A 14058-nucleotide genomic window follows, 5' to 3' on the forward strand; every position below is an offset into this window, starting at 1 on the left:
AGACTGCACGGGTCATGGAATACGGCCGCTCCACGGTCGATCCGGCCGTGAGGCTCGGCCTGGGCCGCGGGCGCGAGGCCATGTCGGGCACGGCTGTCCGGACCGAGAGGTCGGCGTCGGCGAATGTGCGCTGGCTCACAGAACGAGCCGCCGTCTCGCGGCACAGTCGCGTCATCGACCGGGCAATGACGTCGGCCGATGCGGCTCTCCCATGAGGACGGTTCGGGCAGCAAGGTCCGGGCGCTCCCGGAGAACCGCAGGTGAAGACCACCCACAGGATGACCCATGATGACCAAGATCACTTCGCTTGCCACCGCTCTTGTTCTGCTTGCCGCCCCGGCGCTCGCCTCGCCGTTCGACCCGGCCCACACCAGCCGCGACGCCTACGTGGACATGCTGGCGGCCAAGGGCCGCGTCGGCACCGGCGGCCCGGTGACAACCTACGACCCGTCCAAGACCAGCCGCGACCGCGCGCTCGCCGCTCTCGGCGCACGGGGCTCGGCGGTCGCCACGCACGGCCGCATGACGGTGCGCGTCCCGACGCTGGACCCGTTCTCCTACAGCCACGACTGACCTCATCCGCCGGATGACGGAAGAGAGGGGCGTCGCCGCGCGCGGCGCCCTTCCTCTCGTGCCGTGCCGGCCGATCTCCGGCCGACCGCCTGTCCCCTCCCGTCGAAGCCGCGGCGCCGATACGCCGCGTGGAGTGGGCGCGATCGGCCCGACCGCGTCCACGCCCGTCGCGCATGGATCCGAGGTCTACGGCAGCTTCGCCTCGACCTTCACGCTGGAATACCACTTCGCGAGATCTCGAATCGCCTGGTCTTCAAGACCCTTGGCGATGATCGACATCACCTCGTGCTGTCGCTGCCCGCTTCGATACGCCAGCAGCTGCCGCTCGATGTAGGTGGCGGCGCTGCCCGCGATGGTCGGCATGTCCGGCATCTTGGCGATGCCGTCCAGCCCGTGGCAGGTGGCGCACTGGCCGGCCAGCCGGCGGCCGGTCTCGGCGCTGGATTGCGCCGAGGCGGCCCCGAGCGGGACGACCGCCGATCCCGCCGCCGCCAGGACGGCGAGCAGGATCGGCAGCGGCAGGAACCCGACCGAGCTCCGGATCATCACTGGGCCGGCGCCGGTTCGGACGTGCCGGCGGGCCCCCCATCGGCCGCGGCGGGCGACGCCGTGGTGGTTCCGCCGGCCGAACTTGCCGTCGCGCCCGCCCCGCCGCTGTAGGAGATCCGGTAGATCGCGCCGGCGAAGTCGTCCGAGACCAGGAGCGACCCGTCGCGAAGCTGCGCCACGTCCACCGGACGGCCGAGGTATTCCCCGTTCTCGTTCAGCCATCCCTCGGCGAAGACCTCGGTCTCGCCCGCGGTCCCGTCATCGTTCACCGGCGTGAACATCACGCGCGCGCCGACCGGGGTCGTCCGGTTCCAGGAGCCGTGCTGCGCCGAGAAGATGCCCTTCCGGTACTTCTCCGGCAGGTTCGTGTTCCGATTGAACCGCATGCCGAGGTCGGCGGCGTGGGCGACCATCTCCACCTCGGGGAAGACCGCGTCCTTGGGCGGCTCCTCGCTTTCATACTCCGTGGTGCGGATCTTGCCGCCGCCGTACCACGGGAAGCCGAAGTTCTGGCCGGCTTCGGTCGCGCGGTTCAGTTCGCCCGGCGGGATGTCGTCTCCCATGCCGTCGACCTGGTTGTCGGTGAACCACAGGTCGCCGTTGGCGGGGTTGAAGTCCATGCCGACGGAGTTCCGGATGCCCCGGGCGTAGACCTCCCGGTTCTTGCCGTCCCGGTCCATCCGGATGATGCCGCCGATCCCGACCTCGTTGTAGAGCTCCCGCTTCTCCGGCGGCGGCACGTTGAACGGCTGGCCGAGCGAGATGTAGAGCTTGTTGTCCGGCCCGACCGTGCAGACCCGTGCCCCGTGGTTGAAGCTCTCCTCGGAGACGGGGATCAGCTCGCCCTGCTTGACGATCTCGCCCACGGCGACGTCCGGGCTCTCGTAGAAGAATTCCGCGGCCGGGAAGACCAGGACGCGGTTGTGCTCCACGATGTAGAGGAACCCGTCGGGGGTGAAGCAGACGCCGTTCGGCACGGCCATCTCGAGAGACGGCGCGAAACGCTTCACCTCGTCGGCGATCCGGTCCCGGTTGCGATCGGTCACCGCATAGACGTCCGCCTTCCTGGTTCCGACGAAGACGGCCACGCCCTGCGGACCGACGGCCATGTGCCGCGCGTCCGGCACGATAGCGTAGAGGTCGATCTTGAAGCCGTCGGGAAGCTTGATGTTCTTCAGGTTGGTCCTGATCGGACCGGCGACCGAATCGTCCTGCGGCACGAGTTCCATCCGCAGAGGGGCTCCCGTCGTCTGCATTCCCTGCAACTTGCCGAGATTGTCCTGTGCGGCGCAGACCGTCACCGTCCCCGCCATGGCGACTGTCGCCAGAAGTGTTGCACGCATGCGTTCCTCCCGTCGGCTCTTGTTTTCCTCACCGCCGCCACCAAGGTACATGACCCGCTTTGATCGGACAAATAGTCGCGCTTCCGCTTGTCGGTCCGGCCGAACCTGTGGCGGCGCCCGCTTCAACACCATGCCGCGCGGCGCCGGCAGACATCCCGCCGCCCCGGGACGCCGATGGCGCGGCCGCGCATCGCGGGGCCGCTTTCAAGAACCCGCATGAAGGCGTAAGACAGACCGAGAAGCACGGGCAGTGCCCCATGGAAACGCCGGTCCAACGCAACGACGGACTGCCGACCATCGCCGTGCTGCCGTTCGCGGCGGCGGACGGCGACGCGTGGCTCGCGCTCGGCCTCCATGAGGACATCTGCTCCGAACTCACCCGCTTCCGGGGCATCCGCGTCATCGCGCCCGCCTCTGCCGGCGTCGTCGTGGACCATGCGGACGGCGAGATCGCCAAGGCGCTCGGCGCCACCCACGTCCTGCGCGGCCGCCTGCGGCGCCAGGCGGAGGCGCTGCAGCTCTCCGTCGCGCTCGCCGACGCCCGCGCGGCCGTGCAGCTCTGGGCCGAGCGCGTGACCCTCGCCGGCGCCGACGTCCAGGGGCTCGAGAGCCTGCTCGTCGGCCGGATCGCCGCCACGCTGAACGCCCGCCTGGAGGAGGCCGCCAACGCCGCCGCGCAGCGGCGCGGCGCCTCCGGGCTCGCGGCCTACGAGCTGACGGTCCGCGGTCTGAAGCTCATGCGGGACGGGACGCTCGAGGCCGACGAGGCGGCGCGCGCCTGCTTCGAGGAGGCGATCCGGCTCGATCCCCACTTCGCCCGGGCGCATTCCGGCATCGCCCTCAGCTGGTTCAACGAATGGAGCTGCCAGTTCTGGGACCGTTTCGAGGAGGCGAGCCGGAAGGCCTACGTCCACGCGCACCGGGCGCTGCAGCTCGACGACACGGACGCCATGGTGCATCTCGTGCTGGCCAAGGTGGCGCTCTTCCGCCAGTCCTACGAGCAGGCCGCCTGGTACCTGGACCGGGCGCTCTCGCTCTGCCCGCACGACGCGGACCTCCTCGTCCAGGCCGCCATCCTGGAGGTCTATCTCGGCCGGCCGGACGCGGCGGTGGAGCATGCGGAGCTGGCGCTCCGCCTCAATCCCCACCACCCGGCGTTCTACCACGTGGTCGCGGCCTTCGCGCACGTGTTCGCCGGCCGGCTGGAAACGGCGATCGCCTGCGGCGCGCGGTCGGACGCGATCCCCTTCGTGGACGCGCCCGCCTACCTCGCCTTCGCTCACGCCCACCTCGGCAACCTGGACGCCGCCCGGGCCGAGTACGGCCGCTACCTTGACGCCTATCGCGAGAAGATCGCCTTCGGACAGCCGTTCGAGCCGGACGCCCCGCGCGAATGGCTGTTCCGCAACAATCCGTTCCGCCGGGACGAGGACATGGACTTCCTGCGTCGGGGCTTCGATCGCCTGGGAGTCGCCGGGCGGCGATCGACGGAGCCGCCGGTCCCCCTCCCGGGCCCGAACCTCCTCTCCAGGGACGGCGACGGATGGATCGCCGTCTATGGCGGCCGCCGCGCCACCTTGCCGGACCTCAAGGGGCTGCGGGACATCCGGCAGCTCCTCGGCCATCCGGGCGAGGAGATCCATTGCCTGGACCTCGCCGGTCGCGAGCTCATGGGCGCCGGCGACGCCGTCCTGGACGAGAGGGCGCGGGCGGCGCTGAAGCGGCGCCTCGGCGATCTTCAGGAGGAGATCGAGGACGCCGAGGACGCCAACGATTCCGGCAGGGCCGAACGGGCCCGGGCCGAGCGGGAGCGCCTCGTTGAGGCGCTCGCCGCCGCGCTCGGCCTCGGCGGCCGCAACCGCCGTCTCGGCGACCAGGCCGAGAAGGCGCGGACCTCCGTCACCTGGCGCATCCGGCACGCGCTCCGGCGCATCGAGGCCTCGCATCCCGCGCTCGGCCGCCACCTCTGCAACAGCATCCGGACCGGCACCTTCTGCCGCTACAGCCCCGAGGCGCCGGTCGCCTGGACCCTGCCGGCAGACGCCCCGGGCCGCTGAAGACCGCGTCTCGCGGCGGGAGGCCGCCCCCGGGAGGCCGCCCGTCGCGAAACCGTCAGGACGCCGGGCCCGGCGCCGCGGCGCCTTGAAGGGCCCGCGTCGCCTGTCATGTACCGGTCAAGGAAGACTGGTACGCGGCTTCCACATGCCGCTGTCACGAAGGACCTTTCCATGCGTCATCTGCTGATCGCCGCCGTCGCCGCCATGACGTTCGCCGGAACCGCGCTCGCCGACGTGTCCGGCAAGCTCGTGCTCTACACGTCGCAGCCCAACGAGGACGCGCAGAAGACCGCAGACGCCTTCATGGCGGCCAATCCCGGCGTGACGGTCGAGTGGGTGCGCGACGGGACGCCGAAGATCATGGCCAAGTTCCGCGCCGAACTCGCCGCTGGCGCGCCCCAGGCCGACCTCCTTCTGATCGCCGACAGCGTCACCATGGAGGGTCTGAAGGCCGAGGGCCTGCTGATGGCCTATCCGGAGGCCGACACCTCGGCCTACGAGCCGGGCATCATGGACGCTGACAAGGCCTGGTTCGCCACCAAGCTGATCACCACCGGCATCGTCCACAACACCGCCGCCCCGGTGAAGCCGGCCTCCTACAAGGACCTCCTCGCGCCGGAGGTCACCGCCGCCTTCATGATGCCCTCGCCGCTCGCGTCGGGCGCGGCGACCATCCACATGGTGGCCGTGACCGGCGTGCCGGACCTCGGCTGGAGCTTCTACGAGACTCTCGCCAAGCAGGGCGCGCTGGCCGAAGGCGCGAACGGCGGCGTGTTCAAGGCCGTCGCCGGCGGCGAGAAGCTCTATGGCTTCCTCGTCGACTTCCTGGCCATTCGCGAGAAGGCCAAGGGCGCCCCGATCGAGTTCGTCTTCCCCACCGAAGGCGTGTCGGCGGTGTCCGAACCCGTCGCGATTCTGGCCAACACCAAGAACCCGGACGCCGCCAAGGCCTTCGTCGACTTCCTGATCTCGGAGGAGGGCCAGAAGGTCGCCGCGGAGATGGGCTACCTGCCCGCCCATCCGGCCGTGGCCCCGCCCGCGGGCTTCCCGGATCGCGCGGCCATCAAGGTGCTGCCCTTCGATCCGGCCAAGGCCCTGGCCGCCGAGGCCGAGAACAAGGCGCGCTTCACCGAGATGTTCGGCGGCTGAGCCCGGCATGACCCTCGTGAACGGCGCGGTCCGGGCCGAACGGTCCGGGCCGCGCGCGCTGTTCGGCGACCCGCTGCTCCTCGCCCTGCTCGTCACGGCGGGGCTCGTGCTGTTCGTGCTGCCGCTCGGGGCGGTGCTGCGGCTCGCCCTGTCGGAGCCGGGCGGCGGAATCGGGGCCGTCGCCGCGGCGCTGGAAAGCCGATCGGTGCGCCGCGCGCTCTGGCACAGCCTGGAGGCGAGCGCGCTGTCCGCCGTGATCGCCACCGCGACGGGCGGGGCGCTGGGGCTTCTCATCGGCCTCGCGGATCTGCGCGGCCGGGTCGCGCTCTCTTTCGTGATTCTCCTGCCGATGATGATCCCGGCCCATGTGGTCGCCATCGCGTGGATGCAGACGCTGGGGCCCGCGAGCGTGATGACCGCGCTGCTCGGCCTGCCGGCGACGCCGGGGGCGACGCATCCGCTCTATTCCCGGGAAGGCGTGATCGCGCTTCTGGCCCTGCAGCAGATGCCGCTCGTGTTCCTGACCGTCCGCGCGGGCCTGCGCTCCCTGCCGCGCGATCTCGCCGAGGCGGCGCGGGTCGCCGGCGCCGGGCCGGGGCGGCTTCTGTGGCGGGTGGTGCTGCCGCTGATGCGCCCCGCGCTCGTCGCCGGCTTCGCGCTCGCCTTCGTGTCGGCGCTCGGCAACTTCGGCATTCCGGCCCTTCTGGGCGTGCCGGGGCGCTACGTCACCCTGCCGGTGCTGATGTGGCAGCGCCTCGCGTCCAGCGGCCCGTCGGTGCTGACCGACCTCGCCGTGCTGGCGCTGCTCATCGGCGCGGTCGCGGCGGTCGCCCTGCCGGTGCAGATGGCCCTGCAGCGGCGGCTCTCCGTGGCGCTGATCGGGGCCGCGCAGCGGCCACTCGGCCTGCCGCTCGGCCGCGCGCGCCCGTGGGTCGAGGCCGTTCTCTGGCTGGCCCTCGCCGCGCTCGTGCTCGTGCCGCTCCTGTCCATGGTCGTCACCGCGCTCCTGCCCACCTGGGGCGTCGCGCTGACCTTCGACACCGCGACGCTCCGGCAGTTCGACGAGGTGCTGTTCAGGCAGGACGTGACGACCCGCGCGCTGGCGAACTCGACCGTGCTGGCGATCGTCGCGGGCGCGGTCGTCGCCCTGATGGCGCTGGGGCTCGTGCCCTTCCTGCGCCGCGGCGGGTCGGGCGGCCGGGCGGCGCGGACCGTCGCCCTCCTGGCGGAACTCTCCTATGCCCTGCCGGGGCTCGTGATCTCGGTGGCCTTCATCATCGTCTTCCTGCGTCCCCTGCCGCTGGTCGGGGTCTCGATCTACGGCACGCACCTCATCATCCTCGGCGCCTACCTGTCGGCCTTCCTGGCCATCGCGCTGAAGCCGGTCAGCGTGGCGCGCGACGCGCTCGACCCCGCGCTCGGCGACGCCGCGCAGGTTGCCGGCGCGGGCTTCTGGCGACGTCTCCTCAGGATCGAGGCGCCCCTCCTCGCGCCCGCGGCGGCGTCCGGAGCCGTGCTCGTCACGCTCGTGGCCTTCAGCGAGGTCACGCTGTCGTCCATCCTCTGGACGCGCGGCACCGAGACCCTCGGCACCGTCATCTTCAACTACGAGGACGGCGGCTACACCGGGCTCGCCGCCGCCATGTCGGTTATCGCCGTCCTGACGACGCTCGCCTTGATGCTCGCGCTCGACCGCATCGGGCGCCGCCTGCCGCCGGGCATCGTGCCTTGGCGGAGCTGAAGAGGAAACCGGATGTCCATAGCCCTGACCGACGTCACGCGCCACTTCGGCGTTCTCGCGGCCGTGGACGGGCTCACCGCGCTGGTCGAGACGGGGCAGTTCTTCACGGTGCTCGGGCCGTCCGGCTGCGGAAAGTCGACGCTCCTGCGGCTGATCGCCGGGCTCGAGCCCCTCGACGCGGGCCGGATCGCGCTCAACGGCCGCCCCGTCGCCGGACCGGGACTCGACCTGCCGCCCGAAGCGCGCGGCCTCGGCGTCGTGTTCCAGTCCTATGCGCTCTGGCCTCATCTCGACGTCCTCGGCAACGTGGCGTTCCCCATCGAGGCGGCCGGCCGGCGGCGGCAAGCCGCTCGCGCGGAGGCGGAGGCGCACCTCGCCAGCGTCGCGCTCCAGGGCCTCGGGACGCGGCGGCCAGCGGATCTTTCGGGCGGCCAGCGGCAGCGGGTCGCCCTCGCGCGCTGTCTCGCCGGGCGGGCCCGCGTCGTCCTGATGGACGAACCCCTGGCCAACCTCGACCCGCATCTGCGCGCGGCCATGGAGGAGGAACTCGCGGCATTCCACCGCACGTCCGGCGCGACCACCCTCTACATCACCCACGACCAGCGCGAGGCGATGGCGCTCGGCGACCGGATCGCCGTGATGAACCAGGGACGGTTCGAGCAGATCGGCACGCCCGAAGACATTCACGACCGCCCCGCCACCGCCTTCGTCGGGCGTTTCGTCGGGCGCGGCGCGGTCCTGCCGGTCGACGTGCTGGCCATCGCGGGCGGCCGGGCCCGCCTCGGCCTGGCGGGAGCGGAGATCGAGGCGGCGGCCCCGCCTGGCCTGTCGCCGGGTCCGGCCAACCTCCTCCTGCGGCCGAAGGATGTGGCGCCGGACCCGGACGGCCTGCCGACCGTGGCCCGCGGATCGACCTACCGGGGCGGAGAATGGGAGATCCGCCTCGCGCTCGCCGGGATGCCCGAGGCCGACCCGCTCGTGCTCCTTCAGACCGGCCGCCCGCCGGCCGGTCCGCCGCCGAACCTTCGCGTCCTCGGCGGCTGGGTGATACCGGGCCGGGCCCCGGCGGAGTCGGACCCGCCCTGACCGCCGGACGAGGCGGTCAGCCCGCCCGGCGGATCGCCTCGGGCGCGCCCGGGCGAGGCGACGCGAGGACGAGATCCCTGAGGCTTGCCTCCTCCGCCGTATAGGCGTTGCTCCCGTCCCGGCCGAAGCTCGCCGCGGCGAGCGCGGTACGCTCGGCCGCGTACGGCAGACGGTCCGGGCCGTCGAGCCGGAAAGATGCCGGCGCGAGCGGGCCGAACAGAAGCGAGCGCTCCAGGTCCGGCCAGGCGGCGGGATCGGGCTCCACGCCGGCCCGACGGGCGAAGAGGACCGCGAGGGCGTGCATCGGCGGCGGCCCCATGCTGCGCAGGGTCCGGCCTCGCTCCAGCGCGGCCTCCAGATCCGCCGGCGTCGGCGCCGGGATCACGCCCGCGAAGGTATAGGCCACCCACCGGGCCTGCAGTTCCAGCACCGGGAAGTAAGGACCGACCAAGTCGTAAAGCCCCACGAAGGCGAGGCCCGGCAGGTCCGGGTGGAAGGTGTGGTCGGCCAGGTCGAGGTCTCCCGAGGCGGCGCCGAGGGTTCCGGCGAGGTCTGGCGCCAGGAAGGGCAGCGACGGTCCGTAGCCGGTTCCGAGAAGGAGCGCGTCGGCGTCCGTCGTCCGCCCGTCCAGAAAGCGGATCGTTCGTCCCTCGACCGTCTCGATCCACGGGCGGACCGTGATCCGCCCGTCCGCCACGGCCGGCAGATAGTGCTGCGACTGGGTGATCCCCGCGGCGAAGATGTTGTCGGCCGGCGCGTCGGCGCCGTACTGCGCCGGGCTGCCGGCGGCCCTCAGGACGGCCGCCTTCAGCCCGCCCGCCACGGCCTCGGGCGGGAGCCGTTCGCCGGCGAGCGCGGCGGCGCGGTTGAACATCACGTGGTCGGTCGGAACGCCGCCGATCAGTTTCGGCAGGACATAGCGCTGGCGGCGCTGGGCCGTGACCACGCGCCCGCCGTTGAGAGCGATCTCCGACGCGATCTCCAGCGCGCTGATCGAACAGCCGGCCACCACCACCGTGGCGCCGCGATACCGGGCCGGACCGTCGTAGGCGGCGGTGTGCGCAACGCCGAGCGCGCCGCTGAAGGTCCTGAGGCCGGGGATGGCCGGAACGCGCGGGTGCGTGTGGCGCCCCGTCGCCACCACGACGCGCGGGAACACATCCCGCCGCTCGGCGCCGTCCGTCGCCGACACGACCAGCCAGCCGGCCTCCGCCCGCTCCAGGCGCGCCACGCGCGTCCGGAACCGGATCCGGCGGGCGACGCCGGTCGCCTCGGCATAGCGCGCCAGATAACCGTGCATCGCCTCGCGGGTCGGATAGGTCGGCGTGCCGTCCGGATGATCGAGATCGGAGAAGGCGGTCAGCACGCGGCTGGTGTTCGTCCGCATGCCCGGCCACGTGGCGCTCGTCGGCGCGGACGCGTTCCACTGGCCGCCAACCGCGTCGGAGGCCTCGAAGAGCACCGGCGCGAGGCCATGCCTCGAAAGCCAGGCGGCGGCGGCGAGGCCGGCTGGCCCGGCGCCGATCACCGCGACGGCGTCCGCGGGCATCGGGGTGATGTGATCGTCTTGCATGTTGGAAGGCTCCCGAAGGTGGTGTGGAGAACCCTCGATACGTCGCGCCGCCTGCGGATGCGTCCTAAGTTGTTCCTACCGCGCCCTTTTCGGTCCTAAGATGTTCCTAAGCGCGGCGAGATCGCCGCAGGGGCGGGTACATGGGAGGGCGTCGTGCTGGACGAGGAGAGGCGGAGCTTCGTGACGAGCCCGGTGATGATCATCCTCGCCGGTCGCGGCGCCGATCTCCAGCCATCGATCGGCCGCGGGCTCGGCGCCCGGGTGACCGGCGACGACGCGGTCGAGATCGTCGTGTCCGAATGGCAGTGGCCGCAGGCCGTCGCGGACATCCGGCGGACCGGCGCCGCGGCGGCGACCTTCGCGCGTCCCGCCGACTACGTCTCCTACCAGGTGAAAGGCGCCGCGGCCGTGCGGCCGGCGATGCCGGCGGACACCGCGCTCGCCGACCGCTACCTGGAGGAGATCGGACGGACGCTGGCCGACCTCGGCCTCCAGCCCGCGCTCGTCGCGCCCTGGTTCGTCGGTCGCGGTCACGTGGTGGTGCGCCTGAAGATCCTCGAGATCTATGTCCAGACCCCCGGCCGCACGGCGGGCCTCGCCCTCGGAGGCGCGTCGTGACCCCGTCCCTTTCCGACCTCGACGCCTGCTTCGAAGGCGTCATCCCGTCGATCGTCGCGACCTGCGACGCGGCCGGTGTCCCCAACGTGTCCTATCTCTCCCATGTGGTCCGGCTGGACGATCGTCACGTCGCCCTGTCGAACCAGTTCTTCGGAAAGACCGCGCGCAACGTGCAGGACAACCCGCGCGCCTCGATCCTGCTGGTGGATGCCCGCACCGGCGCCCAATACGCCCTTGCCGCCCGCTACCTCCGGACCGTCAGGGACGGACCCTCTTTCGACCGGGTCGCCGCCGCCATCCGGGCCGGCGCCGCCGAGGGTGGCAAGGCGGCGGAGATGCGCCTCAGGGGGCTCGACCTCTACGAGGTCGTGGACGTGGTGGCGGTGCCGTCCGCGACCCTCGCCGAACCGACCCCTCCGGCGCGCCGGGCGGCCTTTGCCGACGTCGAGGCGATCGCGGTGGCCGTCCGGGACGCCGCCGACGTGGAGGCGGCCCTCGACGCCCTCGTCGACGGCCTCGCCTCCCGCCTCGCGATCCCGCATGTGCTCCTCCTCCTCCTCGACGAGACGCGGGACGTGCTGGTCACGATCGCGAGCCGAGGGTTCGCGGCGGCCGGAACCAGTTCGGAGGTGCCGCTCGGCCAGGGACCGATCGGCGTCGCGGCCGCCGAACGGACGGCCGTCCGCATCAGCGACCTCAGCCGGGTCCGCCGTTTCAACCGCGCCGTCGAGAGCGGCTCGGCCGACGAGGATCGCACCCGGACCGTGCCGCTGCCGACGCTACCCGACGTGATGAGCCTCGTCGCGGTGCCGGTCGTGGCCCGCGGCCGGCTGCACGGCGTGATCTATGCGGAAAGCCCGGCGCGGCTCGCCTTCGGCAGCGAGGAGCAGGCTGTCCTGTCGCTTCTGGCGGGCCAGTTGGCCGCGTCCCTGTCGGCGCTCGAGGGCCTTCCCGACGAGCCCGGCTTGAAAAGCGAGCCCGTCCCGCCGGCCAGGGTCGGCCGCCGGATCGCGGTCGTCCGCCACGCCTACGACGACAGCGTCTTCATCGACGGACGCTATCTGGTCAAGGGCGTTCCGGGCCGCCTCCTCGTGCATATGCTGGCCATCTACCTGAGCGAAGGCAGGGCCGAATTCACCAACCGCGAGCTGCGCCTCGCTGAGGCCCTGAAGCTGCCGGACGTGAAGGACAATCTGGAGACGCGCCTCCTCCTCCTGAGGCGGCGATTGATCGAGAAGTCCGCCCCCATCGCGTTGGAGCGACTGGGCAGAGGGCATCTGCGGCTCGTGGTGGACGGCCGGCCGGAGCTCGACCAGCGCGGGTGAGGCCGCGCCCGCGTCTCTCGGTCAAACGTCGGAGCCGTCGATGCCGGCCCGCGCGGCCGCGAGCGCGAGGCCGAGGTCGGTGCGGGCGCCCAGCTTCGCCTTGATGGCGTAGTGGTGGTTTCGGACGGTCTTCGGGCTGAGGTGCAGGGCCTCGGCGATCTCGTCCACCGCCGAGCCGGCGATCAGCATGCGCAGGATGGTGAACTCCCGCGCGCTCAGGTCCGCCAGCGCGCTCTCGCCCTGGTCCAGCTGCCCCAGCGCCAGGTCGCGCGCGACGTCCTGGCCGACCCATCGCCGGCCTCGCGCCACCTCGGCGGCGGCGGCGAGGAGTTCGCTCGGGCCGCTCGCCTTGCTGACATATCCGAGGCTTCCCGCCGCGAAGGCCTGCTGCACGAAGACGGGCCGCGTGTGGATGCTGACCACCAGGATCCGGGCCGTCCTGTCCCACTGCCGGATGTGCCGCACCGCCTCGATTCCGCCCGCCCCCGGCATGGAGAGGTCCATGATCGTCAGGTCCGGCCGGGTCTCCCGATAGCGCTTGTAGGCCTCTGCGGCGTCCGCCGCCTCCGCGATCACGCGGAAATGCGGGACGCGGTCGAGGAGACGCCGGTAGCCCTCCCGCACGATCGGGTGATCGTCGACCAGCAGGATGGTGGAAGGGGTCATGGCGGAGCTCCGGCCGAAAGGGGAACGGAGGCGCGCACGCGCGTGCCCTCGGCCGTCCGCTCGACGTCGAGCAGGCCTCCGAGCGACGCGATCCGTTCGCGCATGCCCATCAGGCCGAACCCGGACGGACCGTCCGGCGGCCCGCCGCCGCCGTCGTCCTCGATCTCCAGGCAGCAGGTGCCGCCGGGTCCGTTCGCCGGCCGCCGCGTCGCCCGGATCCGGACCCGCCCCGGACGGCCGTGGCGCGCGGCGTTCGTCAGGCATTCCTGCGCCACCCGGAACAGCCCGAGGGCGAGCTCGGGCGGCAGGTCCCGCACCCTGTCGTCGATGGCGATGTCCACGGGGATGCGGGAGCCGTCGCGGCGGACGAGGACGCTGTCCCGGCCGAGGATCAGGCCGCGCAGGCTTTCCGCGAGGCCGTAGTCGTCGAGTTCCGGCGGCCGCAGGCGGGCGAGAGCGCCGCGCACCGCGTCCGACATCCGGCACGCGAGCCGCTCGATGAGCCGAGCGTCCTCCGCGGTCCTTGTGCCGTCGCAGTCGATCGCGATGCCGGCCGCGAGCGACTGGACGGCCGTCAGGCACTGGCCGAACTCGTCGTGCAGGTCGCGGGCGAGCACCCGCCGCTCCTCCTCCTGGGCGCCGATCAGGCGGCGGGTGAGGTCGGCCCGCTCCCGCGTGACGTCGCCGAGCCGTTCCGCAAGGCCGTTGAAGGCGGCCGCGAGGGCGTCGAACTCGGCGACGCCGCACCGCGTCAGGCGGACGCCGTAGTTCTCCCGGCGCAAGGTGCCCAGGCCGTCGAGCGCCTGCCGCAGCGGTCGCAGGGTCCGGCTCACGACGGCGAACAGAAGGACCGCCATGGCGAGGGTCACCGAACCGGCGATGCCGGCCGCGGTGGCCACATGGCGATAGGCCCGGTCGACCGCGGCCGCCGGGTCGGTGTCCACCGTCAGGGATCCGACCCGGTCGCCGCCGACCACGACCGGGCGCGTGACGTCGCCGCCGTCGCGCAGGACCAGCCCGAACAGAGCGCCGAACCAGCGCGGCGCGGCGCCCGGGGTCGCGTCGTGTCCGGCGCAGCGGGTCCAGGTCTCGTCCCTCGATGTGAAGCGGATGCAGTGGCCGGAGCCGAGGGCGTCGGCGGGCAGGCCGTCGACGGCCTGGAAGCTGCTCTCGCCGCCCCCGTAGCCGCTCCGCCGCTTGGTGAGGTCGAGTTCGATCCGCCGGCCCGCGAGATCCGCGACCGCGCCGGCCTCCGCCCGGATCGATCGCACGGCGTCCGTCACCACATATCCGGTCGCGACGAGAACGCAGACGAGGCCGATCGCCATGAACCGAACCAGCAGCCGCGCGAGCAATGTCATGGACGCGCCTCCCACGT

The 14058-nt window shown here is 72.4% G+C and carries 12 protein-coding genes; 7 read left to right on the forward strand and 5 right to left on the reverse strand.

Features of this window, described 5'->3' with window-relative positions:
• Positions 1 to 288 precede the first annotated feature (288 nt).
• Positions 289 to 573 (forward strand): hypothetical protein, encoded by a 285-nt coding sequence (locus HND91_RS02270; protein WP_181704885.1) that lies wholly within the window; start codon positions 289 to 291, stop codon positions 571 to 573.
• Positions 574 to 759: 186 nt separating this feature from the next.
• On the opposite strand, the gene HND91_RS02275 is transcribed toward HND91_RS02270, so the two are convergent.
• Positions 760 to 1119 (reverse strand): c-type cytochrome, encoded by a 360-nt coding sequence (locus tag HND91_RS02275; protein WP_181704886.1) that lies wholly within the window; start codon positions 1117 to 1119, stop codon positions 760 to 762.
• Positions 1119 to 2465: a PQQ-dependent sugar dehydrogenase gene (locus tag HND91_RS02280; protein ID WP_181704887.1), complete on the reverse strand. Its 1347-nt coding sequence runs from the start codon at positions 2463 to 2465 to the stop codon at positions 1119 to 1121. The genes HND91_RS02275 and HND91_RS02280 overlap by 1 nt, the downstream gene beginning before the upstream one ends.
• A 257-nt stretch (positions 2466 to 2722) precedes the next feature.
• Here HND91_RS02280 and HND91_RS02285 point away from each other — a divergent pair, with 257 nt between their 5' ends.
• The 4 genes from HND91_RS02285 to HND91_RS02300 all read left to right on the forward strand — a co-directional run bounded on the left by HND91_RS02285 (position 2723) and on the right by HND91_RS02300 (position 8498).
• Complete coding sequence (locus HND91_RS02285) at positions 2723 to 4522, forward strand: hypothetical protein (RefSeq protein ID WP_181704888.1); 1800 nt, start codon at positions 2723 to 2725, stop codon at positions 4520 to 4522.
• Between the two features lie 171 nt (positions 4523 to 4693).
• Positions 4694 to 5671 carry an ABC transporter substrate-binding protein gene (locus tag HND91_RS02290; RefSeq protein WP_181704889.1) on the forward strand — a complete coding sequence of 326 codons (978 nt, stop codon included), beginning with the start codon at positions 4694 to 4696 and terminating at the stop codon, positions 5669 to 5671.
• Positions 5672 to 5678: 7 nt separating this feature from the next.
• Complete coding sequence (locus tag HND91_RS02295; RefSeq protein WP_181704890.1) at positions 5679 to 7412, forward strand: ABC transporter permease; 1734 nt, start codon at positions 5679 to 5681, stop codon at positions 7410 to 7412.
• Positions 7413 to 7424: 12 nt separating this feature from the next.
• Complete coding sequence (locus tag HND91_RS02300) at positions 7425 to 8498, forward strand: ABC transporter ATP-binding protein (protein WP_181704891.1); 1074 nt, start codon at positions 7425 to 7427, stop codon at positions 8496 to 8498.
• Between the two features lie 16 nt (positions 8499 to 8514).
• On the opposite strand, the gene HND91_RS02305 is transcribed toward HND91_RS02300, so the two are convergent.
• Positions 8515 to 10071 carry a flavin-containing monooxygenase gene (locus HND91_RS02305; RefSeq protein ID WP_181704892.1) on the reverse strand — a complete coding sequence of 519 codons (1557 nt, stop codon included), beginning with the start codon at positions 10069 to 10071 and terminating at the stop codon, positions 8515 to 8517.
• Between the two features lie 153 nt (positions 10072 to 10224).
• On the opposite strand from HND91_RS02305, the gene HND91_RS22540 reads away from it, so the two are divergent.
• Together HND91_RS22540 and HND91_RS02315 are read left to right on the forward strand one after the other, a co-directional pair.
• Positions 10225 to 10689: a hypothetical protein gene (locus tag HND91_RS22540; RefSeq protein ID WP_181704893.1), complete on the forward strand. Its 465-nt coding sequence runs from the start codon at positions 10225 to 10227 to the stop codon at positions 10687 to 10689.
• Positions 10686 to 12014: a GAF domain-containing protein gene (locus tag HND91_RS02315; protein WP_181704894.1), complete on the forward strand. Its 1329-nt coding sequence runs from the start codon at positions 10686 to 10688 to the stop codon at positions 12012 to 12014. The genes HND91_RS22540 and HND91_RS02315 overlap by 4 nt, the downstream gene beginning before the upstream one ends.
• A 21-nt stretch (positions 12015 to 12035) precedes the next feature.
• On the opposite strand, the gene HND91_RS02320 is transcribed toward HND91_RS02315, so the two are convergent.
• Positions 12036 to 12680 carry a response regulator gene (locus HND91_RS02320; RefSeq protein ID WP_181704895.1) on the reverse strand — a complete coding sequence of 215 codons (645 nt, stop codon included), beginning with the start codon at positions 12678 to 12680 and terminating at the stop codon, positions 12036 to 12038.
• The gene (locus tag HND91_RS02325; RefSeq protein WP_181704896.1) at positions 12677 to 14041 is read right to left on the reverse strand and encodes an ATP-binding protein; all 1365 of its coding nucleotides are present in this window, start codon (positions 14039 to 14041) and stop codon (positions 12677 to 12679) included. Before HND91_RS02325 ends, HND91_RS02320 begins: the two co-directional genes overlap by 4 nt.
• Positions 14042 to 14058 lie beyond the last annotated feature (17 nt).

This window comes from Chthonobacter rhizosphaerae (assembly GCF_013839525.1).
Classification (GTDB): Bacteria; Pseudomonadota; Alphaproteobacteria; order Rhizobiales; family Pleomorphomonadaceae; genus Chthonobacter; species Chthonobacter rhizosphaerae.